A 24821-nucleotide genomic window follows, 5' to 3' on the forward strand; every position below is an offset into this window, starting at 1 on the left:
AGGCGCCAGGATAGGCGGCGTGACCCATGGCCGGCGATTGTGGCGGCCAGCCCGCCTGTTGAGAATGGAGCGGACGCGCCTATAGTCGTGGCGAGCTGCACCGGAGAGCGCACCAATGACACTGAAAACACGCAAGCTCGGCAGTCAGGGGCTGCACGTCTCTGCCATCGGCCTCGGCTGCATGGGCATGAGCCAATCCTATGGCCCGGCCGATGAGGCCCAATCCATCGCAACGCTGCACCGCGCCATCGAGCTCGGCTGCACCTTCCTCGACACCGCCGAGGTCTATGGCCCCTACACCAACGAGGCCCTGCTCGGCCGGGCGTTGAAGGGCAAGCGCGACCAGGTGACGATCGCCACCAAATTCGGCTTCCGCATAGAAAACGGCAAGCAGATCGGAACCGATAGCCGGCCCGGGCACATCCGCGAGGCCGTGGAAGCCTCGCTCGGCCGACTCGCCACCGACCATATCGACCTCATCTACCAGCACCGCGTCGACCCTGCGGTGCCTATGGAGGATGTCGCGGGCGCCGTCGGTGAACTGGTCGCGCAAGGCAAGGTGCGCTTCTTCGGCCTGTCGGAGGCGGGTGTGGCCAACATCCGCCGGGCGCATGCCGTGCATCCGGTGTCGGCGGTGCAGAGCGAGTACTCGCTGTGGGAGCGCAATCTGGAGCCGGAGATCATCCCGCTGCTGGGTGAACTCGGCATCGGCCTGGTGCCGTTCTCGCCGCTCGGCCGCGGTTTTCTCGCCGGCGAGGTCAAGCGCGCGGAGGACTATGCCGAGGGCGACTACCGCCGCAACGATCCGCGCTACCAGGGCGCAAACTACGACGCCAATGTCGAGGCGGCGGCCAAGGTGCGCGACATCGCGGCTGCCCGGGGCGTCAAGCCCGGCCAGGTCGCGCTGGCCTGGCTGTTGCGGAAGGGTAGCGGTTTCGGCATCGACATCGTACCGATCCCCGGCACCAAGCGGATCAGATATCTGGAGGAGAACGTCGCCGCCGCATCCCTCAAACTCGACGCCGCCGAAATGGCCGCGCTCGACGACGCCCTGGCGCCCGGGAAAATCGCTGGCCCGCGCTACACCGAGCGCGGCATGGCGATGGTCGATCGGTAGAGCGGGCGATCCCGAAACGGGAACTGGATACCTGCTCTTTCGCCATCGGTGCCGGGCTTGCCGGACCCATTGCCGAACGAGGCGACGGCGACCCTAGCTCGCCGCCGCCGCCGCCGGCACCTTCCTGGGCGCGGGCCGCTGCCGGCGCATGCGGCGTTTGGCGATGAGCTTGAGGGCAACCGGCGGCTCGTTTGACAGTGCGCCCAGTACGGCATCGACCATGCCATGCGCCACGAAATCCGCGTTGATGTCCTGGGCCAGCCTGGCGGCCGTTTCCTTGTCCTCGGCAGCGGTCTCCGACCAGAACACGATTCCCACCCGAAGGGCGGCCTTCGCGCGCTTCAGCCGCCGAACCAGAAAGCGCGCGTGCTTGACGGAATCGCGGTTCAGGAAGCCGACCACGACAGTGTCGATGGTTTCGAGCTCGATGCGGCGGATGTTGGCGGGTTCCATCTCGGCAAAGCCGGCCGTTGCTACCGTCGCGCCCTGGACCTCCAGCACCTGCGCCAGCATCGCGGCAGTGGCATCGTCGAGTTCGCCGCGCCCGCCGGCGCAAAGCACCGATATGCCGGCGCCATCGGGCAGATCGGTCTCGTTCTCGCCGGCGGCATCGCCATGGTCGCCCGCCTCCTCGGCCACGTGCGGATCCTCCTCCTCGCCTGCCTCCTCCTGTGCGCTGTCGTCGAGGTTGGCCACCAGCGTCAGGGCGCTGGCCGCCGCCTGCCGCCGTTGCAGGTCGCCCATGACGCCGCGCACACGGTCGCGCTCGCCCAGCAGGAGCGCCGGAATGGCGACCTTGTCGTAGAATTCGACGAGATATTTCTCCTCCAGCATCTCCTCGGCGTGGTCGGTGGCTTCTTCCGGGTCACCGGCCAGCAGCCGCTGATAGAGGCGCGCATGGGGTTCGAGCACCGGCTCGTTGCCGAACAGCACGTCGAGGAATTCAAACTGCGGCACATGCCTGCCCAGCACCACCAGGCAGACGGTGAGCGGCGTCGACAGGATCAGCCCGAGCGGTCCCCAGAGCCACGTCCAGAAGATCGCCGCGACGATGATCGCCAGCGGCGACAACCCTGTTCGCGAACCGTAAAGCCAAGGTTCGATGACATTGCCGGTTATCAGTTCCATCACCACGAACAGGGCTGCCGTCCACAGCACGAGCGACCAGCCCGGCGCTACGGCCAGCGCCAGGAACAGCGGCAGCAGCATGCCTATGGCCGGGCCGATATAGGGAACGAAACGCAGCGCCAGCGCCAGCAGTCCCCACAGCAGGGCATTGGGAATGCCGAGGATCCAGAGCCCGATCGCGATCGGTATGGCGTAGACGATGTTGACCACCAATTGCATCAGCAGGTAGAGGCCTACCCGCTTGCCGGCATCCTGAAGTGCCTCCGTGGTGCGGTGGAGGTCGCCGTAACCGACAAGCCTGATGAAGCGGTCGCGCAAGTCCTCGCGCTCGAGCAGCATGAAGATGACGACGACGATGACCAGGCCGGCCGATCCGAGCGGGCTGATCAGCGGGCCGACTATATTCTGCAGGACTTCGAGCGGCCTTTCGCGCGAGACGATCTCGACGGGCACCGGCTCACGCGGCTGCTTTTCCGGGGTGACGGCCGGCAGCGTAGCGTCCTGCCGGTCGATCTCCTGGCCGACACGTTCGACCACCTGGCTCAATCTGGCAAGGATTCCTCCCCCGACCCCGGTTTCCTTGAGCGAACGGATCTTGGTCAGGATGTTGGTCTGGTAGACCGGGATGTTCTGCGCCAGTTCGCTGACCTGCGTGGCGACGATGAAGGAGAACAGGCCAAGCGCCGCGAAAGCGCCCAGCACGCTGGCGATGACAGCCGCAATCCGGGGTATGCCGACCTTTTTGAGCGCCGCGACAAGCGGCGCGAGCGCGAAGGTGAGCAGCAGCGCTATCGCGATCGGCAGGAAGACCTCGCGCCCGAAATACAGCGCCGCCACCGTCGTGACGGTGGTTGCCACATTAGGCAATGAGGTTCGAGGGTGAGGCGCGGCAGCCGAAAGCATGTCCTCCGACCCATGAGCCGGAGACGCCGTGCCGTTTCGACGATTGGCCACTCGATGTCTCCCCCGCCAACCGTCATGATCTGATATATTGAGCCGGCATGCAACTTTGTCAGCGTTCCCGCGCCTGCGCCGGGATGGCGAGATCGAATGCTGTTTGTCGGCGTTCCGAATGTTCAACGCGATGAGATCGGCTCGCTCGACATCGTGTTCGGCGAGCGGCCGCTGGTAGCAGACAAGCGGCGCCATCCAGCACAATCGATAGGGGGCGGACAGACCCGCTGCCGCCTCATAGATCTTCAAGCATTCGTTCAGCCGAACTCGACGCCGTGCGCGATGTTCGCCAGCCGGGCATCGGCCTTCAGTGCAGAAACGCTCCTCGCAGCCACGCGAAGAAACCGGATCTTGCGGACATTGCCGCGCGGACACGGGATGCGGCCCATCGTGCCGTCATCGTGGCGCCGACATGGCAGTGGCAGACGATTCCGTGGAGCTGCCAATCGGTCAGTTCGAAGAAGCGCTTGGCCTCACCGTAGGTATCCTCCTTCAAGCCCAGCGCGCGAAAGATCGGATCTTCGAAAGCAACTGTGATTGGTGATCCCGCGGAACGCATTCTTTCGCGCACCTCCACGGATTGGTACTCGGTCCCCGTCAGCGCCCCTAGGCACCTGTTGGGATTTTGCTCCAGAAGCTGCGCCCAGCGTTCGAGGCGTTCGCCTCGGGTCGCGACAAGATAGGTTGCCTCGGCGTGGACGTCGGCAACGGCATTCAGTTGGTCAACGGTTTGATGCTTCACGGACGCCTCCTATTCAGTGGCTGAATTCGCTCCAGCCTTGAATGGAATTATGGCGCTCCGTGAGGTCGGCAAGACCCGGAAATGCACGGTAGGACGATTCATTTTTGACGACCCTGGCTCCATTCCGCGGCACGGCTCGCGAGAGCGCGTCCGGGTCGTGACCGAAACCGCACCGGAACCATCCGCAAGCACGACCGTTCTGCCCGCATCAGCCCTGGTCGAGACGCCGTCAAAGACGCTGAGGACACCTGGATGTCGGGTTGGTCGACATCCCCCCAGATTTCGACCACCCACCAAGCCCCACGCAGGAGTTACTTCATGGCCATTCTGCCTAACCCCGACCCAACGCCTGTTCCAGTACCCACGCCGCCGCCGCTTCCCGAACCGAAGCCCATGCGCGAGCCGGATCCGGACAGGCTTCCGGATGAAGACCCGGTCCCCAATCCGGATGAAAACGACGTGCCGCCCAAGCGCATGGCCCCGGTGGCCTGGAAGGAGCATTGAGCACCGTTCCAGATAGACGCCGCGAATGACGTCGGTGTAGCGCAGCGTCACGCCAGCGATCTCGGCGGTGCGGGCAATGGGCTGTGCGCCAGGGTTATCGCAGCACGGTCGGAGAACCCGAAGCCGGCGATGCGGCTGCTCAGCGCCCTAGCCGGTTCACTTGGCGCCGTCCGGCTTTTTGTTGAAGATCGTGAGCAGGTCCACCGGCAGCGGAAACACCACTGTCGACGAGCGCTCGCCCGCGATGTCGTGCAGGGCCTCGAAATAGCGCAGCTGCATGGCTTGCGGCTCGGCCGCCAGCATCTTGCCGGCCTCGACCAGCTTTGCCGCCGCCTGCTGCTCGCCATCGGCATTGATCACCTTGGCACGCCGCAGCCGCTCGGCTTCGGCCTGCTTGGCGATGGCGCGGACCATGCTTTCGTTGAGATCGACATGCTTGATCTCGACATTGGAGACCTTGATACCCCAGGCATCGGTGCGCTGGTCGAGAATCTCCTGGATGTCGCTGTTGAGCTTGTCGCGCTCGGCCAGCATCTCGTCGAGCTCGTGCTTGCCGAGCACCGAGCGCAGCGTGGTCTGCGCAAGCTGGTTGGTGGCGGCCATGAAATCCTCGACCTGGATGATCGCCCGCTCGGCGTCGACGATGCGGAAATAGAGCACGGCGTTGACCTTCACCGAGACGTTGTCGCGCGAGATCACGTCCTGCGGCGGCACGTCCTGCACCACCACGCGCAGGTCGACCCGCACCATCTGCTGGACGAAGGGAACGAGGAGGATGAGGCCGGGGCCCTTCACCCCGGTGAAGCGGCCGAGCGTGAAGACCACGCCGCGCTGATATTCCCGCAGGATGCGAATGGTCGCGGAGAGGAACATCAGCACGAGGAGGGCGAGTATCAGATAGGCCACATAACCGATGATCATTGCCTTGCTCCATTGTTCCTGCGCCGGACCGTCAGCATGAGACCCCTGACATCGGCCACCTCGACGCTGTCGCCAGGGGCGAGCGGTTCGTCGGCTTTCGCCCGCCAGCGCTCGCCCTGGGCCAGCACATGGCCCTCGCGTCCCGACCAGTCGAGTATCTTGGCCGGCAGTCCGTGCATGGCCTGCGCGCCGACACGCGGCAGGCGCTTGCGTGCCGCCCACAGATAGCTGCCGGCCAGCAGCGCCAGGCCAAGCGTCAGCGCGGCGGCGGTGCCGATGACCGCCCATGACATCTCGAAGCCGGGACCCTCGACCTTGAGCAGCATGGCGGCGCCGAGCAGGAAGGCGGCCACGCCGCCAAGCCCAAGCACCACGGTCGGATTGAAGGCCTCGATGACGAGGAAGGCGAGGCCAAGCAGCATCAGGGCAAGGCCGGCATAGCTGATCGGCAACAGGTTGAGGGCATAGAGCCCGAGCAGAAGGCAGATGGTGCCGATCACGCCGGGTGCCACCGCGCCGGGGCTGGTGAACTCGAAGACGAGGCCGTAGAAGCCGGCCAGCATCAGGATGACGGCGATGTTGGGATCGGTGATGACGGCGAGAAGCCGGATCAGCCAGCCGGGCTCCAGCGTCTCGACCGGGAGGCCCTTGGTCGCCAGCACCTGTTTCTTGCCGGCCACCTCGACCATGCGGCCGTCGGCAAGCTGCAGCAGTTCGGCCGTGTCATGGGCGACGAGGTCGACGACATGTGCCTGAAGCGCCGCGTTGGCGGAAAGGCTGGCCGCCTCGCGCACGGCCTTTTCACCCCAGTCGGCATTGCGCCCGCGCAGTTCGGCGAGCGAACGGATCAAGGCAACCGCGTCGTTCGTCATCTTGGTCATCATGGCGTCGCCCGCCGGCGGTCCGGTGGCGTCCTTCTGGTCGCCCTGTTTCTGGTCGCCGCCACCGGGAAGAGACGGCAGCCCGCCAAGCTCGACCGGTGTGGCGGCGCCCAGATTGGTGCCGGGCGCCATCGCCGCGACATGGGTCGCATAGAGGATGTAGGTTCCGGCACTTGCCGCATGCGCCCCGGCGGGCGCGACATAGCCGATGACGGGAACGGGCGAGGCAAGGATATCGGCGATCATCTCGCGCATCGAGGTGACCAGTCCGCCTGGTGTGTCGATCTCGAGGATGAGAACCTCGGCGTGCCGCTCGGCGGCGTTCGCCAACGCTTCCTTGAGCTGCCTTGCGCTCGCCGGGCCGATGGCGCCGTCCATCTCGACGCGCAACGCCACCCTCTCCGCCGCCTCTCCGATTACCAAGGAAGAGGGACTGGCGACCGCGGCGGCCATGAGGGCCGCGGCAACAACCGCCATCCGCGCGAGGTTCACGCTCAAAACTCCCCGGGCGGGATATGGGGCCCGATCCCACCGAAATCCATGGCGCGGTACAGACTGCAAGCCGACGAACCCGGCTCCGCGCGGCCTGGACGGCAAACGCATGGGGCGCATAAATTCAAATCCGGAGGAGCCCGCCGCTCGCGCGCCGGACCCCCACCCTTTTACCGGTCACGCATGCGCGTGCGGATGACGGAAGTCCCAGACGGCCCAACCCGATACGGCAACCACCAGCACGCCGAGACCGACGTGGGTGGCCATCGCGTACCCGTTCGCCATGAAGTCGAGAAACCAGGGCGAAACGATCAGCCAGAGCCCGAGAACGACACTAACCCATTCCTCCCACTCGGCGAATGCGGCAAGCGTCGCCAAAGCCATGACGCCCAGCACGACGCCAACAATCCAGGCGTTCCATGCGGGAGCGGTTTCAGCAGCGAAGCCGATTATCCAAGGTGAGATGAACAGGCAGATGGCAAGGACCAGATTAAGCCAGTCCTGGCTCTTCTTTCCTTCCATCAGTGTATTAGCCATGACAACCTCCACAGATGAAGCTTGACCAAAGCGTTAAGTTCGCGTGCAACGCACGCTCAATGATTGATGTAACTACGCTTCACATGGCCTTCAAGACCTGGCCAATGACAGCCCCGGCAAGGCGCAGACCACGTTCCCGCGCCACTCCCCTCCCGAACGGGATCAACGCGCCGCATGCCTTGCCAGCGCATGCTCGATCAGCACGTCGATGATCTGGCTGTAACCAATGCCTGATACCGCCAGCGCCTTGGCGTACATCGAGATGTCGGTGAAACCGGGAATGGTGTTGATCTCGTTGACCAGCAGGCTGCCATCGGCGCGCAGGAAGAAGTCGACGCGCGCCATGGCTTCACAGCCGAGCGCCTGAAAAGCCTGCCGCGCGATCTCTCTCGCTTTGTCGGCAACCGAGGCCGGGACATCGGCGGGCACCTTGACCACCGCGCCGTCGGCATCGAGATATTTGGCCTCATAAGTGTAGAAGCCATGCTTGCCGGCCGGAATGATCTCGCCGGGCAGCGACACCGTCAGCGTACCGTCGGCCCGCTCCAGCACCGAGAACTCGATCTCGCGGCCTTCGACGAACTCCTCCACCAAAAGCTTGCTGTCATGCCGGAAAGCCGCCTCGACGGCCGCGGTGAAGCTGGCGCTGTCGGTTGCCTTGCTGACCCCGAAGGACGAGCCCTGGCGCGCCGGCTTGACGAACACCGGCAGGCCAAGCTTGGCCGCGACTTCCGTAAAGGCCACCGACTCGCCGCGCCGCAACGTCAGCGAGCGGGCAACGGCAAGGCCGGCCTCGCGCATCAGCCGCTTGGCAATCTCCTTGTCCATGGCGGCCGCCGAAGCGAGGATGCCGCAGCCGACATAGGCGACATCGGCGACTTCGGCATAGCCCTGCACCGACCCATCCTCGCCGAACGGTCCGTGCAGCACGGGAAAGACGACGTCGACCGGAGGCAGGTCGGGCTGCGTTCCATCAGGCGATACGGCGACCAGCCTGCCCTTGCCGCCGGGCAAAAGCGCGACCTCGATGCCGTCCTCGGTTGCCGGAGCCCCTGCCCCGTCGCCGGCGGCCGACTGTTGCAGCAGCCACCTGCCGCTGCGGGAAACGGCGATCGGCACGATGTCGTAGCGCGTCCGGTCGATCGCCTTCAGCACATTGGCGGCCGAAAGGCGCGACACGTCATGCTCGGCCGAACGTCCGCCATAGAGGATGGCAACCTTTGTCTTGGCGGTCATCGAAATCCCTCAACTCTCAAAAGTTCAAATGGCGACGGCAATGCCACGATTGGCAAAGAAGCGATCGAAATCGGCTGGCGCCAACACTGCGTTTGCCTGTGTGGCGCTGGTATGGCCGGACGGATTGTGGAAGCGGAAATCCTTGGCGGAAGCCGCTGTGACCAGCACCAGATGCCCGCCCTTCGATGGCGGCTCGCGCTCGGGCCAGCGGATAGAGCTGCTGACCGACGCGATGAAGAAACGCGATCGCGAAAGGATCGCCGGAATGTCCGCTGTCGCGACATTGGTCATCACCTCGGCGCGCAGGCCGAAGACCTCATCCACGAAGCTGACGAAGGGCGCGTAGATCAGCCCCTTGATCGATCCCTCGTTGACGACATAGCCACCATATCCAGTGCATTGCCTGGCGAGTTCGATCGTTGGCACGATCTCGCCGCGCGTCGCCAGGATCATCTTCAGGCAGGCCATGCCGCAGATGTTGGCGGCCCAGGCCGCGTATTCGTCCAGCGTTTTCGCTCCCGACCCCTGCCACAGCGGATCGCGCCGCAGCGCCACTTCGGCGCCATCGGCGAGCACGTCCTTGGTCATGTCTGGCGTTTCCCACTGACTGAAAAACGGCACGGTTTCAGGCAGTGGACTCACGCGGTCTCCTCGGGCGACTGGTTCCATCTCGAATACGAGGATACGAGATGGATGAAAAGCCGCTTGGGCCTGTTTCGCTCTACCGAGCCGCGCGGCGTCGTTTACTCGGCCTTGGTCCAGCCGAAAACCAGCCAGGCATATTTGGATTTTTCGTCGGGTTCGGCGGTGTAGGTCATCTGCATGTCGCCGTCCTTGGCGTAGATATCCAGCCTGGGCGCCGTATCCAGCTTGAGCCACGCCGAACTGTTGCTGAAGGACCAGGTCCCGCACCAGACGCAGGCCCCCGACGTTGGATCACCGGGCTGATGGAAATTGTAGCGGCCGTCCGCCGTGATCTCCAGATAGTCGAAGGCGCCGTAAAACGCGGTCACCGTCTGCTGGAACTCATTGGCGGCCGCCTCTTGTTCCGGCGTGGGCGCATCCTTCATGTCACGCGGCGGCCGGATGGCTCCCCCGTTCAGTTTCCATTTGCCGATAAAATCCTTCTGGGTCGGAAGATATTCCTCCTGAGCCTGCGCCGACTGGATATGAGCAACGGATAATATGCCGCCCAGCCCCATGGCCCCGGTCACCAATAGAAGTGCCGCGGCATGGAGCGCCCTTGTTGAGTTTTGCATAAAAAATAGTCTCCACGATGGGTAAGGGGAGTTTTATTCAAAGGTTTGTGGCGCGCGTTGCTTCGATGCCGATTCCCGCCCGCCATTTGCACGGTTAGCATCGGGGCCACCAAATTGGCAACGCAAGGCGGCATCTCTCCAGCATCGCCCAGGCACTGCGGTCCGGCACCAACTCGGATGAGCACCGAAGCGCCCAAAGCCGTCGCTTGCGGACCGGATTCAGGTGAATATCGGCACGCCTTAGAACACGCCTTAGAAGGTGATCTTCACCGAAGCGGTGCTGCGCGTGTGCGGACCGTGATGAACGGCCTCGATGTTGTTGCCGTCCGGATCGAGCAGGAAGGCGGCGTAATAGCCGGGGTGATAGGGCCGTTCCCCCGGCTCGCCATTGTCCGTGCCGCCGCCGGCGAGCCCGGCCTTGTAGAAGGCCTCGACCATGGCGTGGTCCTTCGCCTGGAACGCAAGATGATGGCGGCCGGTGAGTTTTCCCAACGCCGCCCGGCTGTCGGCACTGGAGATGAACAGTTCGTCGGCCCAGAAATAGTCCTCGCCGGTGCCGCCGATCGGGATATCGAGCACCTGCAAGACCGCTTCGTAGAAGCGCCGGCTGGCCGGGAGATCCCTGACCACCAGCTGGATATGGTCGATGAGCCGGCCGCGATGCAATTCCTGGGTTTCCATGAAAACTCCTCCTCGTGAAGCTTTCGAATTTAGGTTCGGACAGGACGCCGTCAATGCGGACGCATTATCGTCACCCGCCGCAAGTCCACTGATCCATCTTTCAAGCAAAAAGCCCGCCGGGAGGGGATCCGGCGGGCCTTTGGAAAGCCGACACAAGAGGCTTTCCACTGTCTGCGGGGGTCAGACATGGTGAGAACTCCGATTTACCACAGAGGTTCCACCGGAACGAAAAAAGCCCGCCGGCGGCGGAAGCCTATTCCTTCAGGATGGCCGCCAGCCTTGGGATGCCCTCACTCACCGCGCGCCGGTCGGCGAGCGTGAAGGACAGCCGCAGCGTGTTGCGCCCGGTGCCGTCGGCGAAGAACGCGTTGCCGGGCACGAAGGCGACACGCGCCTCCTCGACCGATCGCGCCAGCAACGCGGTGGCGTCGGACCCTTCGGGCAGCGTCATCCAGACGAACATACCGCCTTCCGGACGGCTCCAGGTCACGCCTTCAGGCATGTGGGCTTCAAGTGCCGCGAGCAGCCCGTCGCGGCGCTCGCGATAGGCACCGATGAGTTTCTCGACCTGGCCGTCGAACACGGCCTCGGCGACGCGGTGCATCACCACCTGGTTGATCGACGGGCTGTGCAGGTCCGAGGCCTGCTTCATCAGCACCAGCTTCTCGACGATATGGCGCGGCGCGCACACCCAGCCGACACGCATGCCCGGCGACAGGATCTTCGAGAACGAGCCGCAATAGAGCGTACGCGCCTTGTCGATGCCGCCGGAGCGCGCGCAGTCGAGCGCCAGGATCGGCGGCTCGCCTTCGCCGTCATAGCGCAGCGCGCGATAGGCGGCATCCTCGATGACGGCGATGTCGAGTTCGCCGGCAAGGTCGAGCACCGCCTCGCGCTGCTTTCGGTTCAGCGTGTTGCCGGTCGGGTTGGCGAAATCCGGCACCAGATAGGCGAACTTGGCCTTGCCGCCGTTCGCGGCGGCCGCCGCGCGATAGGCGTCGGGCGTCATGTTGCCGCCGGCCGGGGTCAGCCGGTCGTAGCGCGGCTCATAGGCGTTGAAGGCCTGCAGCGCGCCGAGATAGGTCGGCCAGGTCACCAGTGCCGTATCGCCCGGCGAGAGGAACAGTTTGCCGAGATAATCCAGCGCCTGCTGCGAGCCGGAGGTGATGAAGATGTTGGCTTCGTCGCAGGCAACGCCGAGCTTGCCCATCTGCCCGGCGAGCCAGCGCCGCAACGGCGGATAGCCTTCCGAGACCTGGTATTGCAGCGCCGCGCCCGCCTCCGAGCCACCCAGCACATCGGCATAGGCATCGCGGATCGCCTCGGCCGGAAACAGCGCCGGATCGGGAATGCCGCCGGCAAACGAGATGATGTCGGGCTGGTCGAGCAGCTTCAGCAGTTCACGGATTTCGGACGCCTTCATCCGCGACGAGCGCGAAGCCAACAGGTTCATCAAAGTCACGACACGCCTCCCGGACGCTGCAATATAGGTCAACTTGGCTGACCTATATCCTCTATTGTCCGCCAATTGAAGTGTGCCTGAAAGATTTCCCGCATGCGCCAGCCGCTGGCGCCCCGGAATGGTGCTGGGCATCACAAGGTTTTCTTGTAGCCGAGATGGCTGCCGGTGAAGCCGAGGTCCTTGAAGGGATCGACATAACCCCGCGCCAGCGGCAACGAGGCGTCCTCGGCAAGGTACTTGAGTTGCCATCGGAATTACCGACCAACGCAGCGCCGCCCCTCATTGTCCTGCCGGACATTTCTCCCCGTTAGTGACGGGGAGAAATGGGCAGCTGCGATGTCGGCACTATTCCGCAACGCTGGCGATTGGCGAAGCCATCGATGACGGCGTCCTTCTCCCCGTCACTATACGGGAGAAGATGCCGGCAGGCAGATGAGGGGCAGCGCAAGGGTCCAAGCCTCAATCCCCGTCCGGGGGCGCTGCCTTGCCGCACTGCGCCAGCACCTTGCCGATGGCAGCACTGGAGCCCTCCAGCGGAAAACTGACCTGGCCGTATTTGGCCGCACCGACCGACACATCGCCCTTCCCGCGCAGCAGGTCCAGCAGCGGATCGGCTTTCGTCAAATTGACCACGAAGTAATTGTACATGGCCTCCAGCTGCAGCGTCCTGGTCACCGTCTTGCCGTCGGCCTTGAACTCGAACGAACCACTGATACCAGGCTCCATCTGCTGGCCGGTTGCGCCGACATCGTAGCTCAGCACCGGCGTGTCGAAACAGATCAGCATCAGATGCGCGTCGCCTTTCGGCCCGCCGCAGACCGAGGCGGTGAGCACGCTGCCGCCTTCGTCCTCCTCCATCTTGGCAGCCCAGCCGCCGCAGGAAGCGGCAAACGCCGGCTGCGCGGCGTGCAAGACCGCCACCGCACCGGCGATGATGAGATATTTCATGACTTCCCCCTCGCACATTTGCCGCCGCACCCGCCGGCATTCTATAGGAAAAGCCATCCGGTGGCATCGCCTGTTGCGGCGTCCGGCCCGATTGTGCGGAGAGCGGTGTTGAAAACCTGTGTTCGTCTGTGTCTGCTGCTGGTCGCCCTGCTGGCCTCACCGCTGGCCGCCCATGCCGACTGGAAGCCGGTCGAGAAGGTCGAGACCTACGCCATTTCGGGCCAGTCCGGGCCGGAACTCTACCGCTCGATCGGCGACAACGGTCCGAAGCTCGGCATCACCCGCGCCATCGCCCACACCAATTTCAAGCTGACCTGGACCCGGGACTATCAAGCGCGAGCCGGCGCCTGCGTGCTGGCGACGGCACGGCCGAAGCTCATCATCACCTACACCTTGCCAAGCCCCTCGGCGCCGCTGCCGCCGGCCATCCAGAAGAACTGGGAGGTTTTCATCGCCGGTGTCAGCGCGCACGAGAAGGTGCATGGCGCTGATATCATCGACATGGTGCGCAAGATCGAGGCGGCGACCGTCGGCCTCAGCGTTGCCGACGATCCCAAATGCAGCAAGATCCGCACCGAGATGACCAGACGCCTGTCCGCCTTGTCACAAGCGCAGCGGCAGGCGAGCCGCGATTTCGACCGCGTCGAGTTCGGTCAGGGCGGCAACCTGCAAAAGCTCATTCTTGCCCTGGTGAATGGCGGCTGACGCGCGTGACCAAGGTGTGCCAGCGAATTGAACCCTCGCTGTCGGGCTGCCGGCCGCCAAGATCCTCCATTTCGAGGAATGATCGAAAGAATTGCGCGCGGCAGCCCTGAGATTGGCAGCGCCTCACATAACCGAGGTTCCTCGCCCCCACGGAGTGGGGGAGAGGGGGACTGGCGCAACCGTGGCCTGGGCCTTCTGGCCGACGTCTTTTGCTCTACGAAATTCCCTCTCCGGCCCCTTAGCCGCCACCTCTCCCCACTTCCGTGGGGCGAGGAACCTCAGTTCAATGCGTATTCGCGCTCGCCCTCAGCTCCGCACGCTTCTCGTCCGAAACCACAGCAAGATCCAGCACCTTCTGCAATTCGGCCGCATGACGGAATGACGGTTCGGCCTGCACGCCGGTTCGCACCGCATCGGCGAAACGCTGGTAATTGGTCGCCACCGTTCCGGCGTCGAGCTCTTCCCATATGGCGTTCTCGACATTGTCGCCGACGCAGGCCTTGAGCGCCGAGCCGTCGAGATTGTGCACCACCTCGAGGCCGCCTTTGTCGCCATAGATGCGCAGGCGCAGCTCGTTGAGATGGCCTGATGCCCAGCGGCTGGCATGCACCACGCCGAAGGCACCATTGGAAAAATCCAGCGTCATGGCGAAGCTGTCATTGGCGTCGAGCCCGTAGTCGCCGATGCGGTTGCCAGGCGCCTTGTCGAAGCTGCGCAGCCGGCAGAAGACATGGTCGATGTCGAGAGCCGCACCGTAGCTGGCGAAATCGAGGATGTGGATGCCGACATCGCCGAGCACGCCGTTCGAGCCGTGGCCCCGCGACAGGCGCCAGAGCCATTTCGGATCGGTGCGCCAGTCGCCCCAGAATTTCGACACCAGCCAGCTTTGAAGATAGGACGCCTCGACATGCCTGACCGTGCCGATTTCGCCCGCCCGCACCATCTGGCGGGCCTTCTGCAGCGCGGCGACATTGCGATAGGTCAGGTTCACCATGTTTACGATGCCGGCGGCCTCGGCGGCCTCGGCCATCTCGGTGGCCTTGCCGAAGTTTTCGGCCAGCGGCTTTTCGCACAGCACCGGCTTTCCGGCGGCGATCAGCGCCATGGTGGTCGGGTGGTGGATGCGGTCGGGCGTGACATTGGCCACCGCGTCGAAGGCACCCCATTTCAGCGCCTCCTCCAGCGAGGTAAAGCGGTTGGCGATCTTGAAGCTGTCGGCGAAGTCGCCGACGCGCGCCGGATCGACATCGACGGCGCCGACGATGTCGACGCCCTCGATGGCACTGAAGCGACGGGCATGTTCCTGCGCCATCCAGCCGGTGCCGAGTATCAAAAGCCGCATTTATTTCTCCCTGGAGATATCGGACCCCCCGCCCGATCGACGCCCTCAAATAGCGCGGATGATGCCGCCGTCGACCCGGATGTTCTGGCCGGTGATGTAGCCGGCGCCTTCGGAGGCCAGGAAGGCGATAGTGGCGGCGATCTCTTCGGAGGTTCCGTAGCGCTGCATCGGTACGCTGTCGCGGCGCTCCTCGGTGGCCGGCAGGCTGTCGATCCAGCCGGGCAGGACGTTGTTCATGCGCACATTGTCGGCGGCATAAGTGTTGGAGAAGATCTTGGTGTAGGCGGCAAGCCCGGCGCGGAACACCGCCGAGGTCGGGAACATCGGGCTCGGCTCGACCACCCAGGCCGTCGAAATGTTGATGATGGCGCCGCCCTTCTGCTTGACCATCTGCGGTGCCACGATGCGCACCGGCCGGATGACGTTCAACAGATAGATATCCATGCTGGTGTGCCATTGCTCGTCCGTGATCTCGAGGATCGGCGCGCGCGGGCCATGGCCGCCGCTGTTGACCAGCACGTCGATGCGGCCATAGCGTTCCAGCGTCAGGTCGACCAGGCGCTGCAGATTGTCATTCGACTGGTTGGAGCCGGTGACGCCGAGCCCGCCCAGCTCCTTGGCCAGCGCCTCGCCCTTGCCGGACGAGGAAAGAATGGCGACCTTGAAGCCGTCCGTCGCCAGGCGCTTGGCCGCCGCCGCACCCATGCCGCTGCCGCCGGCCACGACCACAGCTACTTTTTCTACACTCATCGGGTTTTCCTTCTCAAGTTGGCGGGCACCGCAAGCGGTGTTTTCGGGAGTTGGGCGCTGATATAGCTGGTTTTCCGCAACGGTTCGAACCAGAATGCCTGAAATCAACCTGTAGAAAAACTCCTGCATGCCCGAAGCCTTCCTCAGCCTGCCGCCGTTGAACGCACTGCGCGCCTTCGAAGCCTCGGCGCGTCATCTCAACTTCCGCATCGCGGCCGAAGAGCTGAACGTCACGCAAGGAGCGGTGGCCCAGCACATTCGCGGGCTGGAGGCTGATCTCGGCACAAAACTGTTCGAGCGGCTGCCGCGCGGCCTGGCGCTGACCGATGAGGGCCGCGCCTATATCCCCAACATCCGCCGCGCCTTCGACCTGATCTCGGAGGCGACGCTGCTGCTTCGTCCCGAGCCGGCGCGGCTGACGATCAGCGTGACGCCAAGCTTCGCCACCAAATGGCTGATCCCCAGGCTGCAGGATTTTGTGACGCACAATCCGCTGGTCGATCTGCGCGTCCTGGCCAGCGAAAGCCTGTCGAGCTTCCAGGCGGACGGCATCGACATTGCGGTCAGGCAAGGCCGCCCGCCCTTCGGCGCCGGCCTGATCGTCGACCTGTTGTTTCCGCAGCAGATCATCGCCGTCTGCAGCCCGGCCCTGCTGCCGGCAGGTGCTACCGAAATCGCCGCGGCCGAAATCCAGCATCACGTCCTGCTGCACGACGCGCACAATCTGTGGCCGGAATTCATGGAAAAAGCGGTCGACCTGAAGATGACGACGGAGCTGAAACGCATGCGCTTCAACCAGACGGGCCTGGCCATCGACGCGGCCATCGCCGGCCAGGGCATAGCACTGGCCAGCCGCTTTCTCGTCGCCGCCGACCTCGCCGCCGGCCGGTTGGTCCAGCCCGTCAGCGGCGAAATGCGTGGCACGCAGGATTTTTATGTCGTGATGCCGAGAAAACAGCGGCACCCCGAGCCGACGCAAGCCGTGCGGCAATGGCTGCTGGATGCGGGGGAGCGGCCGCCGGTCTAGATCGGCAGCAAGGCGTCGGGCTTCACATTGGCGATCGAGGCGTAGGTGTGCGTCTCCCGCACCCCGGGAAGCGGCAGGATGACCCGCTGCAGAAAATCCTGGAACATCGCCATGTCGGCGATACGCGCCTTGACCAGATAGTCGAAACCGCCGACCACCATGTGGCACTCGATGATCTCGGGCGCCCGCAGAACAGCCTCCGCGAAGCGGTCGAAGACATGCGGTGCCGTGTGGTCGAGCCGCACCTCGATGAAGACGAGCTGTGCCTGCCCGATCCGGGCCGGGTCGAGGACGGCACGCACCGCGCGGATGAACCCTTCGGCGAACAGCCGCTTGACGCGCTGCGCCGCCCCGGTCGGCGACAGGCCGACTCGCCGCGCCAGATCGAGCGTCGTGCGGCGGCCGTCCTCCTGCAACAAACGCAGCAGCAAGCGGTCGATACGGTCGAGATTTTCCATTTCAGTATTCACACCTTTTGGCCTTCGAAGGCGTGATTGTCACGCCAAAAAGGCAAAAATAGTATATTTCATCGCACTCGCGGATCGCAATACCGTTGTCCTGCAACCGACAACGAAAGCGTACCCCATGACATCAGCCCAATCGATTATCCGCAGCGCCCAAGCCAAGGGCGACGCGCCAGTCCTCATCCTGAACGAGGCCGAGGTGAAAACCTGCATCGACCCGCGCCAGCTCCTCGAGGCCTTGGCCGGCGGCTTCAAGGCGCTGTCCGGCGGCAAGGTGGTCAGTCCGGCGCGGCCGCAGCTCGACATTCCGCAGTCCGGCTATTCGCTGGCCATGCCGGCCTGGATGGCGGGCATGCATCTGACGGTGAAGATCGTCAACGTGTTCGAGGGCAACATCGCCAAAGGTATCCCCAGTCACCTCGCCACCATCCATCTGTTCGACCCGCGGAGCGGCATGCCGGTCTGCATCATGGACGGCACTTATGTCACCGCCGTGCGTACCTCCGGCTCGGCCGTGCTCTCGGTGCGCGAACTTGCTCGCCGCGACGCCAAGGTCGCGACAGTCGTGGGGGCCGGCGTGCAGGCCGGCCAGCATCTCAATCTTCTTCCGCTGGTGCGCGACTTCGCCGAGATCCGTGTCGTCTCGAAGGTATTCGCGGATGCACAGGCGCTTGCCACGCAGCACCCAGGTGTAGTCGCCGTCGCCGATATCGAGGCCGCGGTGCGCTCGTCGGACGTCGTCTGCCTGGCGACGCATTCCTATGCGCCGGTGATCTCGGCCGACTGGGTGCGGCCCGGCAGCCATGTCTCGTCGGTCGGCGTCGCACCGCCCGGCGGCGAACTGCCGGTCGAGCTTATCGGAAGGGCCAGCCTGTTCGTCGAGACCAGGGAGGCCTTTGCCCCGACACCGGTCGGCTCCTGCGAACTCGCCGGCCTCGATCCGCAAACCGGAACCGAGCTCGGCGAAATGCTGCTCGGGCTGCAACCGGGGCGGGTCAGCGCCGACCAGGTCACCGTCTACAAGGCCATGGGGGTCGCCATGGAAGATATGGTGGCCGCCGACCTCGCCTACCGCGAGGCGATACGGCGAGGAATGGGGCGGGTTGTTGAACTGTAGGGTACCGCCGGCTTAATTGTCGAAGCCAGCGCCGCTCCTCATTTCCCTGCCGGGCATTTCTCGCCGTAGAACGGGGAGAAAGAAGCTCTTTCCGCAACGCTGGCGATTGGCGAAATCGGCCATGACAGCGTCCTTCTACTCGTTCACGGGGAGAAGATGGCGGCAGCCAGACAAGGGGCGGCGCAATGTTCGGGCCAGACCGCGCCTATTTCAGAAACTTTCCACACTCCTGCTTGAGCGCTGGCACCAACCAGGCAGCCCCTCAGTCTTCCTCGGTCCAGATCAGCCGCAACAGGCGCAGCAGCGTCGCTCGCTCTTTTTTCGTCAGTCTGTGCAGGAACCGGTCCTCGTGCCGGCGAACCTGTTGCCGCCATCCCGGCATCGCCTCCCTGGCGGCCTGCGTCAGGTTGAGCACCTGCACGCGTTTGTCCCCGGCATGGTCGTCGCGCTCGACCAGCCCGCGTTCTTCCAGTTCGGAGAGCAGCGGCGCCATGTTGGCGCTCTTCATGCCGAGCAGCCGACACAGTTCTGCGGCGCGGATGCCGGGCTTCTCGTCGATCAGCGCCAGCATGCCGTAGGTGACCGGGCGCAGCGCCGCATCAGACAATTCGACGGCGAAATCGTTGAGCGCGAGCGCCGAGGCACGTCTGAGATTGTAGCCGATCTGCGCGTCGAGCGCGTCTTCGGCCATTGCACTTGGCGCGCTGCGACCGGGGTGAAGTCGGGTATCATCCATGCTGCAACCGATCGCCGCGATCATAGCCCTTGTCAAGCGAAAAAGACTATGCGACATAGCAAACATAAAAGCTATGCCACATAGCAATTTATGCTGATGACAAAGCGGAACGGGAGGACATGACCATGACCGAAGAGACCGTAGCCTTCGACGTCGAGAACGGCATCGCCTGGGTGCGCTTCAACCGGCCGGACAAGCGCAACTGCATGAACCCGGCGCTCAACCGGAGAATGATGGAGGTTCTCGACGAGCTTGAATTCCGCGACGATGTCGGCGTGCTGGTGCTGTCCGGCGAGGGCAGCGCCTGGTCCGCGGGCATGGACCTCAAGGAATATTTTCGCGAGACCGAAGCCAAGGGGCTTGGTGCCATCCGCAAGGCGCAGTCCGAAGCGTATGGCTGGTGGCGGCGCTTGCGCTGGTATGGCAAGCCGACCATCGCCATGGTCAATGGCTGGTGTTTCGGCGGCGGCTATGGTCCGCTTTTCGCCTGCGATCTCGCCTTTGCCGCCGACGAGGCGCAGTTCGCTCTGTCCGAAATCAACTGGGGCATCCTGCCCGGCGGCGGCGCCACCAAGGTGGTGGTCGACCTCTTGTCGATGCGCGACGCCATGTACCACGCGCTGACCGGCGAGCTCATCGACGGCAGGAAGGCCGCGGCCTGGAAGCTGGTCAATGAAAGCCTGCCGCTGGCCGACCTCAAGGCGCGCGTCACCGAGGTTGCGAACGTCCTGCAGAAGAAAAACCCGATTGCCCTGAAGGCGACCAAGGACGCCATCCGCCGCGTCACCGAGATGACCTACGACAACGCCGAGGATTATCTGGTACGGGCACAGGAGGCGGCCAATTCCCACGACAATGACGGCCGCAAGGAAGGCATCCGCCAGTTCATCGACGAAAAGAGCTACAAGCCGGGTCTCGGTGCCTACGACAAGGCGCGATAAACCACCGACGCAATCTGGGAGGAGATGCGAATGCCGGCCTGGACAACGCCAGATCCCGTGGCCCTGCACGCCGGGACGCAGCCGGATCGTCTTGCCTGTATCGACCTGGCAACCGGCCGGCGCTGGACCTATGCGGCACTCGACGAGGCCATCCAGCGTACTGTCGGCGTCCTCGAAACCGGCCATGGCATCGAACAGGGACAACGGATCGCCACGCTTGCCCGCAACAGTGCCGACCTGGCTATCCTGCAGCAGGCCGCGATGCGGCTCGGCGCCATCTTCGTGCCGCTCAACTGGCGGCTCGCCAGAGCCGAACAGCAGGCGATCCTGGCCGATTGCGATCCGATCCTGCTGCTGCATGACACCGTCCTTGAAATGACGCTGCCCGAGGGCTGCACGCCAATCGAAGTCGCTGCCTTCGCGGCGGCGGTCGAGGAACACCCGCCCGCACCGCGCCGTCCCTTGCCGGCCAGCGATGCGCCGTCGATCATCCTCTACACTTCGGGCACATCCGGCCAGCCGAAAGGAGTTGTTATCACCGAGGCGAACGCCTTTGCCACCGCGGTCAATTTCGGCGTGCTGGGGCGGGTCGGCAATGCCAGCGTCTTCCTCTGCGACGCGCCGATGTTCCATGTCATCGGCCTCATCACCAGCCTGCGCCCGACGCTGCTGCAGGGCGGCACGGTGCTGATCTCGCCCAGCTTCGACGCCGGCGTCACCAACCGTCGTCTCGCCGATCCCACGCTTGGCGTCACCCATTATTTCTGCGTGCCGCGGATGGCCAGGATGCTGCGCGACCATCCCGATTTTGCGCCTTCGAATTGGACGTCGCTGACCGCCATCTTCACCGGCGGCGCGCCCAATCCCGCCGCCGACATCCTCTGGTGGCTGGCGCAAGGCGTGCGCATGGCCGACGGCTTCGGCATGACGGAAGCCGGCACGGTGCTTGGCATGCCGATCGAGGCCGACCGCATCGCCGGCAAGGCGGGCGCGTCGGGCCTGGCTGGACCGACGATCGGCCTGCGCATCGTCGACGACGCTGGCCGTGACGTCGCTGCCGGCGAACCGGGCGAGATATGGCTGTCCGGCCCCAGCATCACACCTGGCTACTGGAACCGGCCGGAAGAGACGGCACGCGCCTTTACCGCCAACGGCTGGTTCCGTACCGGCGACATCGGGCGGCAGGATGAGGAAGGCTTCGTCACCCTCGTCGACCGCCGCAAGGACATGTTCATCTCCGGTGGGGAGAACGTCTATCCTGCCGAAATCGAGATGGTGCTGCTCGACCATCCCGACATTGCCGAGGCAGCCGTGATCGGCGTCGCCGACGAGCGTTGGGGCGAAGTCGGGCGCGCCTTTGTCGTGGTCAAGTCAGGTTGCGTGCTCGATCCGGCTGATCTGGCAAGCCACTGCGGCGCCCGCATCGCCCGCTACAAGGTGCCGAAAGAATTCCTGCTCACCGATGCGCTGCCGCGCACCGCATCCGGCAAGATCCAGAAACACATTTTGCGCGGCTGGACAGCACCGGCCGGCGGGCATTGAAGCTGCCGATCTCCCTCCTTGTGGGGAGATTGGCGGCGTCACCGGCCGCGCCCTCCCAAGGCCTCCTCTGCAACATTCGACGGCATTTGAATAAAACCCGCCTGTGGATATTTACCCCGCATTCCGCCAGGCCCGGCAAGATGGACATTAGGGCGGGATCATGGAGGGAACCATTGACCAGCGATTTTTCAGCCGCCCGCATCCACCTCGAACGTGCCTATCACTATCTGCAAGGCAATGACGAGACGAGCCGCGCTGCCTGTGACGCCCTGGATCTGTTGATCGAAGCGGTGGCGGAAGCACAGCACAGGCGACCCGAGGCTGGCGTGCTGGAGTTTCCGAAATCGACCGCGCGGCGAACCGCATAGAATGTGTTGAGACTCAGGTTAGGCCGGCCGGCCTGACCTGAAATGCGGCCGGGATCACGAAGCCTTGCGCGCCACCACCACCACGGTCGCGCGCGAAACAATCTGCTCCAGCGGCTCTGGCCGATGCAGCAAGAATCCCTGGCCGTAGGCGACGCCCATGTCGCCCAGCATCGTCACCGTGTCCTGCCGTTCGATCTTCTCGCCGGCCACGTCGCAGCCGAGGCTGCGGGCGATGCTGGTGATGGCCAGCACGATTTCGCGGTCGAAGCGGCTTTGCGTGATGTGCTCGATGAAGGAACCGTCGATCTTGATCGTATCGACGGGGAAGCGCCTGAGATATTCGAACGAGCTCATGCCGGCGCCGAAATCGTCCAGGCTGACCCGGCAGTGCCGCTCGCGCGCCTTGCGCACGAACTGTTCGGCGGCGTCGAAATTGGTGACGGCGGCGGTTTCGGTGATCTCGAAGCCGATGCCCGAATGCGGCGCCCCGGTCTCCTCGATGACGCTGTCGACGAACGCCCACAGCTGCGGATCGCTCAGCGTCTGCGCCGACAGGTTGAAGCCGAGCGTCAGCGCGCCCGAGCGCAAGGCGGCACCATGCCGCGACAGCGCGGTGCGGATGATCCAGCGGTCGAGCCGCGACGCGATGCCGAAGCGCTCGGCCACCGGAATGAACTCACCGGGCGGCACCAGCCGGCCGTTGCGTGCGACGAGCCTGGCCAACACTTCGACATGGCGGCTTTCCTGCCAGGGCCGGCCCAGCAAATGGATTTCCTGGCCGAACAGTTTCAGCCGCCCGTCTTCCATGGCATCGACCGTGTCGGCGGCGACGCGTGCGGCATTCAGCCCGCCCGACCCTGCTTCCGCTGCCGCGGAGAACACCGCGAAACGGTTGCGTCCGGCAGCCTTGGCCGCGTAGCAGGCGTCGTCGGCGCAAGCGAGCGCGTCGGCCACCGTGATGTTGGCGTCGTCGACGAAGGCGATACCGATCGAGGCCGCCAGTTTGCGCGTCGACGCGGCCAGGCCGAGATCCGCCTCGCGCACCGCGCCAAGCACGGCAGTGGCGATCCTCTCGGCCAGCGCGGCATCGCAATACGGCACCAGCAGCGCGAATTCATCGCCGCCCAGCCGCGCCGCGTGCGCGCCCGGCGGCAGGCAGCCGCGGATACCGGCGGCAACGCTCTTCAGCGCCAGGTCGCCGGCGGCGTGGCCGGCAAAATCGTTCAGCGCCTTGAAGTAGTCGAGATCGACATAGAACACCGCCAGCGGCGCACCCGCCGCGATATGGTCGGCGAGCAGCCGGTCGAAGGCGGAGCGGTTACACAGACCGGTCAGCGCGTCGTGACGGGCGGCATAGGCGAGTTCCTGCTCGCGCAGCTTGTCCTCGGTGATGTCGCGCACCGTGCCGAGGATCTGGCCTGCGGCACCCGCGCCGGCGATGGAGCGCACCAGCGATTCGACATGCCGGACCTGGCCGTCCCGCCGGATGATACGGTATTGCGAGGCCGTGACACCGTCCGAGCCGGGCGGCGGCAGGTGAGCCTGCTCGGTGGCCTCCTTGTCGTCGGGATGCAGATAGCTGTGCCAGAGGTCGGCCGTCACCTCGTCGGTGTCGGCGACGAGGCCGAATATGTCCCTGGTGCGGGCGTCCCAATAGCTCCTGTTGGTGGCGATGTCATAGTGCCAGATGCCGGTGCCGCTGGCGGCGAGCGCCAGGCGGAAGCGCACATTGACCTGCTCGAGCTCGGCTTCGGCCGCCTTCTGCTTGGTGATGTCGGTCTGCACGCCCATCAGCCTGAGCGGTTTTCCGGTCGCGTCGCGCTCGACGACGCCGCCACGATCGAGCACCCACACCCAGTGGCCCTGCTTGTGCTTCAGCCGCAGCTCGGTCTCGATGGCATCGGTCTGTCCCGCAATGTGGCGGTCGCCGCTGGCCAGCGCCCGCTCGCGATCGTCGGGATGGGTCAGCCGCAGCCACAGGTCGCTGGTGTCGGCAAGCTCGCTCTCGTCATAGCCCAGCATCCCCGCCCAGGTCGCGGAATAGAAGCAGTCACCGGTGCGAAGATCCCAGTCCCAGACGCCGAGATGGGCGCGTTCCAAGGCCTTGACCCAGAACGTTCCATTGCGACTTTTCTTGTCCCGACCAGCCATCGTCTGTTTCGCTCATCCCCACCGCGGGGCAATCTGCGACAAAACCAGAGAAGAAAGCGTTACTTGGGCTGAGGCAGGCGGTTTCGTGCCTCCTGACCTGCCACCCCTGCCCTCCCGCCTTTCGATTGGCCGGCAAGAACCGGAGTTTTGCGCCCGCCGGATCGTCCTAGTCATGGCTCCAGGTCGTCGGCCAATCCGATGATCGCGTTGCAGAGACAAAGAGGACCTCCCAATGACCAGCCAAGAAGACAACAAGGCCGTCGTCGTCAGATGGTTCACCAACTTCTGGGGTGAAACATGCGATCTCTCAGTGGTCGACGACATCGCCGCGCCCGACATGCTGTTGAAATATTCGCTGCACGAGCCGCGCCGCGGCCGCGACGACATCAAGGCCTTCATGACCGACTTCCGCGCCGCCTTCCCGGACCTCAACTTCTGGGCCACGGCCGACCTGATTGCAGAGGGCGATTATGTCGTCGGCCAGTGGGAGGGCGGCGGCACGCACACCGGCCCGGCTTTCAGCGATTTCCTCGTGGGTTCGCTGCCCGCCGCCACCGGCCGCACCATGCGCTTCACCGGCATCACCGTGCTGAAGGTTGTCGACGGCAGGATCGTCGAGGAGATCGGCCTCGATGACGGCGTCGCCGCCCTCACCCAACTCGGCCTGATCAAGACCGCCTGATCGAACCGCATGATTGAACGTGGGCCAAAGCCCCCCCGGCGCAGGGCCACATTGGATAGGGATGTGGGCATGAACACAAAAAGGCAGCGCGCCGGCGCCCCTCCCCGGCGGTTCCGGCGCAAAAAATTACTAAA

The 24821-nt window shown here is 64.6% G+C and carries 25 protein-coding genes; 9 read left to right on the forward strand and 16 right to left on the reverse strand.

Annotated elements, in window-relative coordinates; all coding sequences use genetic code 11:
- Positions 1 to 115: 115 nt before the first annotated feature.
- Positions 116 to 1117, forward strand: coding sequence for an aldo/keto reductase (locus NKH02_RS28775; protein ID WP_352883068.1), 1002 nt, complete (start codon positions 116 to 118; stop codon positions 1115 to 1117).
- A gap of 93 nt (positions 1118 to 1210) precedes the next feature.
- Here NKH02_RS28775 and NKH02_RS28780 read toward each other — a convergent pair whose 3' ends face one another.
- Both NKH02_RS28780 and NKH02_RS28785 read right to left on the reverse strand, forming a co-directional pair.
- Positions 1211 to 3148, reverse strand: a complete 1938-nt coding sequence (locus NKH02_RS28780) for an AI-2E family transporter (protein ID WP_352883087.1) — start codon at positions 3146 to 3148, stop codon at positions 1211 to 1213.
- Between the two features lie 358 nt (positions 3149 to 3506).
- Positions 3507 to 3941 carry a hypothetical protein gene (locus NKH02_RS28785; RefSeq protein ID WP_352872621.1) on the reverse strand — a complete coding sequence of 145 codons (435 nt, stop codon included), beginning with the start codon at positions 3939 to 3941 and terminating at the stop codon, positions 3507 to 3509.
- 318 nt (positions 3942 to 4259) lie between these two features.
- On the opposite strand from NKH02_RS28785, the gene NKH02_RS28790 reads away from it, so the two are divergent.
- Entirely contained in the window at positions 4260 to 4445 is a 186-nt protein-coding gene (locus tag NKH02_RS28790) for a hypothetical protein (RefSeq protein WP_352872661.1), read from the forward strand.
- Positions 4446 to 4601: 156 nt separating this feature from the next.
- Here the strand turns inward: NKH02_RS28790 and NKH02_RS28795 are convergent, their stop codons facing one another.
- The 9 genes from NKH02_RS28795 to NKH02_RS28835 form a co-directional block, all read right to left on the reverse strand.
- Positions 4602 to 5366 (reverse strand): slipin family protein, encoded by a 765-nt coding sequence (locus NKH02_RS28795; protein ID WP_352872620.1) that lies wholly within the window; start codon positions 5364 to 5366, stop codon positions 4602 to 4604.
- Positions 5363 to 6739: an NfeD family protein gene (locus NKH02_RS28800; RefSeq protein WP_352883069.1), complete on the reverse strand. Its 1377-nt coding sequence runs from the start codon at positions 6737 to 6739 to the stop codon at positions 5363 to 5365. The genes NKH02_RS28795 and NKH02_RS28800 overlap by 4 nt, the downstream gene beginning before the upstream one ends.
- Positions 6740 to 6916: 177 nt before the next feature.
- Positions 6917 to 7276 (reverse strand): SPW repeat protein, encoded by a 360-nt coding sequence (locus NKH02_RS28805; protein WP_352872618.1) that lies wholly within the window; start codon positions 7274 to 7276, stop codon positions 6917 to 6919.
- A 162-nt stretch (positions 7277 to 7438) separates the two neighbouring features.
- Entirely contained in the window at positions 7439 to 8512 is a 1074-nt protein-coding gene (locus tag NKH02_RS28810) for a D-alanine--D-alanine ligase family protein (protein WP_352883071.1), read from the reverse strand.
- A gap of 24 nt (positions 8513 to 8536) precedes the next feature.
- Positions 8537 to 9181, reverse strand: coding sequence for a C39 family peptidase (locus NKH02_RS28815; RefSeq protein WP_502913868.1), 645 nt, complete (start codon positions 9179 to 9181; stop codon positions 8537 to 8539).
- A 74-nt stretch (positions 9182 to 9255) separates the two neighbouring features.
- Positions 9256 to 9771, reverse strand: a complete 516-nt coding sequence (locus NKH02_RS28820) for a hypothetical protein (protein ID WP_352883072.1) — start codon at positions 9769 to 9771, stop codon at positions 9256 to 9258.
- Between the two features lie 252 nt (positions 9772 to 10023).
- The gene (locus NKH02_RS28825; protein WP_352883074.1) at positions 10024 to 10452 is read right to left on the reverse strand and encodes a VOC family protein; all 429 of its coding nucleotides are present in this window, start codon (positions 10450 to 10452) and stop codon (positions 10024 to 10026) included.
- Between the two features lie 253 nt (positions 10453 to 10705).
- Positions 10706 to 11905 carry an aminotransferase-like domain-containing protein gene (locus tag NKH02_RS28830; protein WP_352883090.1) on the reverse strand — a complete coding sequence of 400 codons (1200 nt, stop codon included), beginning with the start codon at positions 11903 to 11905 and terminating at the stop codon, positions 10706 to 10708.
- Between the two features lie 468 nt (positions 11906 to 12373).
- A complete protein-coding gene (locus NKH02_RS28835) occupies positions 12374 to 12862 on the reverse strand; it encodes a hypothetical protein (RefSeq protein ID WP_352883075.1) in 489 nt (162 codons plus the stop codon).
- 108 nt (positions 12863 to 12970) lie between these two features.
- Between NKH02_RS28835 and NKH02_RS28840 the strand changes: the two genes are divergently transcribed.
- Complete coding sequence (locus NKH02_RS28840; RefSeq protein WP_352883076.1) at positions 12971 to 13567, forward strand: DUF922 domain-containing Zn-dependent protease; 597 nt, start codon at positions 12971 to 12973, stop codon at positions 13565 to 13567.
- Between the two features lie 283 nt (positions 13568 to 13850).
- On the opposite strand, the gene NKH02_RS28845 is transcribed toward NKH02_RS28840, so the two are convergent.
- Complete coding sequence (locus NKH02_RS28845; RefSeq protein ID WP_352883077.1) at positions 13851 to 14909, reverse strand: Gfo/Idh/MocA family protein; 1059 nt, start codon at positions 14907 to 14909, stop codon at positions 13851 to 13853.
- Positions 14910 to 14954: 45 nt separating this feature from the next.
- Entirely contained in the window at positions 14955 to 15659 is a 705-nt protein-coding gene (locus NKH02_RS28850; protein WP_352883078.1) for an SDR family oxidoreductase, read from the reverse strand.
- A 127-nt stretch (positions 15660 to 15786) separates the two neighbouring features.
- Between NKH02_RS28850 and gcvA the strand changes: the two genes are divergently transcribed.
- Positions 15787 to 16686 (forward strand): transcriptional regulator GcvA, encoded by a 900-nt coding sequence (gene gcvA / locus NKH02_RS28855; protein ID WP_352883079.1) that lies wholly within the window; start codon positions 15787 to 15789, stop codon positions 16684 to 16686.
- Here gcvA and NKH02_RS28860 read toward each other — a convergent pair.
- A complete protein-coding gene (locus tag NKH02_RS28860; RefSeq protein ID WP_352883080.1) occupies positions 16683 to 17144 on the reverse strand; it encodes an Lrp/AsnC ligand binding domain-containing protein in 462 nt (153 codons plus the stop codon). The two genes, gcvA and NKH02_RS28860, sit on opposite strands and share 4 nt — an antisense overlap.
- Positions 17145 to 17271: 127 nt before the next feature.
- Between NKH02_RS28860 and NKH02_RS28865 the strand changes: the two genes are divergently transcribed.
- Positions 17272 to 18267, forward strand: a complete 996-nt coding sequence (locus NKH02_RS28865; protein WP_352883081.1) for an ornithine cyclodeaminase family protein — start codon at positions 17272 to 17274, stop codon at positions 18265 to 18267.
- 262 nt (positions 18268 to 18529) lie between these two features.
- Here NKH02_RS28865 and NKH02_RS28870 read toward each other — a convergent pair whose 3' ends face one another.
- Positions 18530 to 19003, reverse strand: a complete 474-nt coding sequence (locus tag NKH02_RS28870) for a MarR family winged helix-turn-helix transcriptional regulator (protein ID WP_352883082.1) — start codon at positions 19001 to 19003, stop codon at positions 18530 to 18532.
- Positions 19004 to 19122: 119 nt separating this feature from the next.
- Here NKH02_RS28870 and NKH02_RS28875 point away from each other — a divergent pair, with 119 nt between their 5' ends.
- From NKH02_RS28875 to NKH02_RS28885, 3 genes are all read left to right on the forward strand, one after another.
- On the forward strand, positions 19123 to 19944 hold the full coding sequence (locus NKH02_RS28875) for a p-hydroxycinnamoyl CoA hydratase/lyase (RefSeq protein WP_352883083.1): 822 nt from the start codon (positions 19123 to 19125) through the stop codon (positions 19942 to 19944).
- Between the two features lie 24 nt (positions 19945 to 19968).
- The gene (locus NKH02_RS28880) at positions 19969 to 21486 is read left to right on the forward strand and encodes an AMP-binding protein (protein WP_502913869.1); all 1518 of its coding nucleotides are present in this window, start codon (positions 19969 to 19971) and stop codon (positions 21484 to 21486) included.
- Positions 21487 to 21659: 173 nt separating this feature from the next.
- Entirely contained in the window at positions 21660 to 21854 is a 195-nt protein-coding gene (locus NKH02_RS28885) for a hypothetical protein (protein ID WP_352872604.1), read from the forward strand.
- A 54-nt stretch (positions 21855 to 21908) separates the two neighbouring features.
- Here NKH02_RS28885 and NKH02_RS28890 read toward each other — a convergent pair whose 3' ends face one another.
- Positions 21909 to 24005 carry an EAL domain-containing protein gene (locus tag NKH02_RS28890; protein ID WP_352883085.1) on the reverse strand — a complete coding sequence of 699 codons (2097 nt, stop codon included), beginning with the start codon at positions 24003 to 24005 and terminating at the stop codon, positions 21909 to 21911.
- A 232-nt stretch (positions 24006 to 24237) separates the two neighbouring features.
- Between NKH02_RS28890 and NKH02_RS28895 the strand changes: the two genes are divergently transcribed.
- Positions 24238 to 24687 (forward strand): ester cyclase, encoded by a 450-nt coding sequence (locus NKH02_RS28895; protein WP_352872602.1) that lies wholly within the window; start codon positions 24238 to 24240, stop codon positions 24685 to 24687.
- Positions 24688 to 24821: the final 134 nt, after the last annotated feature.

The organism is Mesorhizobium sp. M1396 (assembly GCF_040317725.1).
Taxonomy (GTDB): domain Bacteria; phylum Pseudomonadota; class Alphaproteobacteria; order Rhizobiales; family Rhizobiaceae; genus Mesorhizobium.

Excerpts from the sequence above, each read along its gene's own strand:
- NKH02_RS28830 (WP_352883090.1), bottom strand. The coding sequence starts at position 11,905 with ATGAACCTGTTGGCTTCGCGCTCGTCGCGGATGAAGGCGTCCGAAATC.
- NKH02_RS28795 (WP_352872620.1), bottom strand. The coding sequence starts at position 5,366 with ATGATCATCGGTTATGTGGCCTATCTGATACTCGCCCTCCTCGTGCTG.
- NKH02_RS28850 (WP_352883078.1), bottom strand. The coding sequence starts at position 15,659 with ATGAGTGTAGAAAAAGTAGCTGTGGTCGTGGCCGGCGGCAGCGGCATG.
- NKH02_RS28810 (WP_352883071.1), bottom strand. The coding sequence starts at position 8,512 with ATGACCGCCAAGACAAAGGTTGCCATCCTCTATGGCGGACGTTCGGCC.
- NKH02_RS28860 (WP_352883080.1), bottom strand. The coding sequence starts at position 17,144 with ATGGAAAATCTCGACCGTATCGACCGCTTGCTGCTGCGTTTGTTGCAG.
- gcvA (WP_352883079.1), top strand. The coding sequence starts at position 15,787 with ATGCCCGAAGCCTTCCTCAGCCTGCCGCCGTTGAACGCACTGCGCGCC.
- NKH02_RS28775 (WP_352883068.1), top strand. The coding sequence starts at position 116 with ATGACACTGAAAACACGCAAGCTCGGCAGTCAGGGGCTGCACGTCTCT.
- NKH02_RS28820 (WP_352883072.1), bottom strand. The coding sequence starts at position 9,771 with ATGCAAAACTCAACAAGGGCGCTCCATGCCGCGGCACTTCTATTGGTG.
- NKH02_RS28815 (WP_502913868.1), bottom strand. The coding sequence starts at position 9,181 with ATGGAACCAGTCGCCCGAGGAGACCGCGTGAGTCCACTGCCTGAAACC.
- NKH02_RS28880 (WP_502913869.1), top strand. The coding sequence starts at position 19,969 with ATGCGAATGCCGGCCTGGACAACGCCAGATCCCGTGGCCCTGCACGCC.
- NKH02_RS28825 (WP_352883074.1), bottom strand. The coding sequence starts at position 10,452 with ATGGAAACCCAGGAATTGCATCGCGGCCGGCTCATCGACCATATCCAG.
- NKH02_RS28845 (WP_352883077.1), bottom strand. The coding sequence starts at position 14,909 with ATGCGGCTTTTGATACTCGGCACCGGCTGGATGGCGCAGGAACATGCC.
- NKH02_RS28805 (WP_352872618.1), bottom strand. The coding sequence starts at position 7,276 with ATGGCTAATACACTGATGGAAGGAAAGAAGAGCCAGGACTGGCTTAAT.
- NKH02_RS28780 (WP_352883087.1), bottom strand. The coding sequence starts at position 3,148 with ATGCTTTCGGCTGCCGCGCCTCACCCTCGAACCTCATTGCCTAATGTG.
- NKH02_RS28865 (WP_352883081.1), top strand. The coding sequence starts at position 17,272 with ATGACATCAGCCCAATCGATTATCCGCAGCGCCCAAGCCAAGGGCGAC.
- NKH02_RS28835 (WP_352883075.1), bottom strand. The coding sequence starts at position 12,862 with ATGAAATATCTCATCATCGCCGGTGCGGTGGCGGTCTTGCACGCCGCG.
- NKH02_RS28870 (WP_352883082.1), bottom strand. The coding sequence starts at position 19,003 with ATGGATGATACCCGACTTCACCCCGGTCGCAGCGCGCCAAGTGCAATG.
- NKH02_RS28875 (WP_352883083.1), top strand. The coding sequence starts at position 19,123 with ATGACCATGACCGAAGAGACCGTAGCCTTCGACGTCGAGAACGGCATC.
- NKH02_RS28790 (WP_352872661.1), top strand. The coding sequence starts at position 4,260 with ATGGCCATTCTGCCTAACCCCGACCCAACGCCTGTTCCAGTACCCACG.
- NKH02_RS28895 (WP_352872602.1), top strand. The coding sequence starts at position 24,238 with ATGACCAGCCAAGAAGACAACAAGGCCGTCGTCGTCAGATGGTTCACC.
- NKH02_RS28890 (WP_352883085.1), bottom strand. The coding sequence starts at position 24,005 with ATGGCTGGTCGGGACAAGAAAAGTCGCAATGGAACGTTCTGGGTCAAG.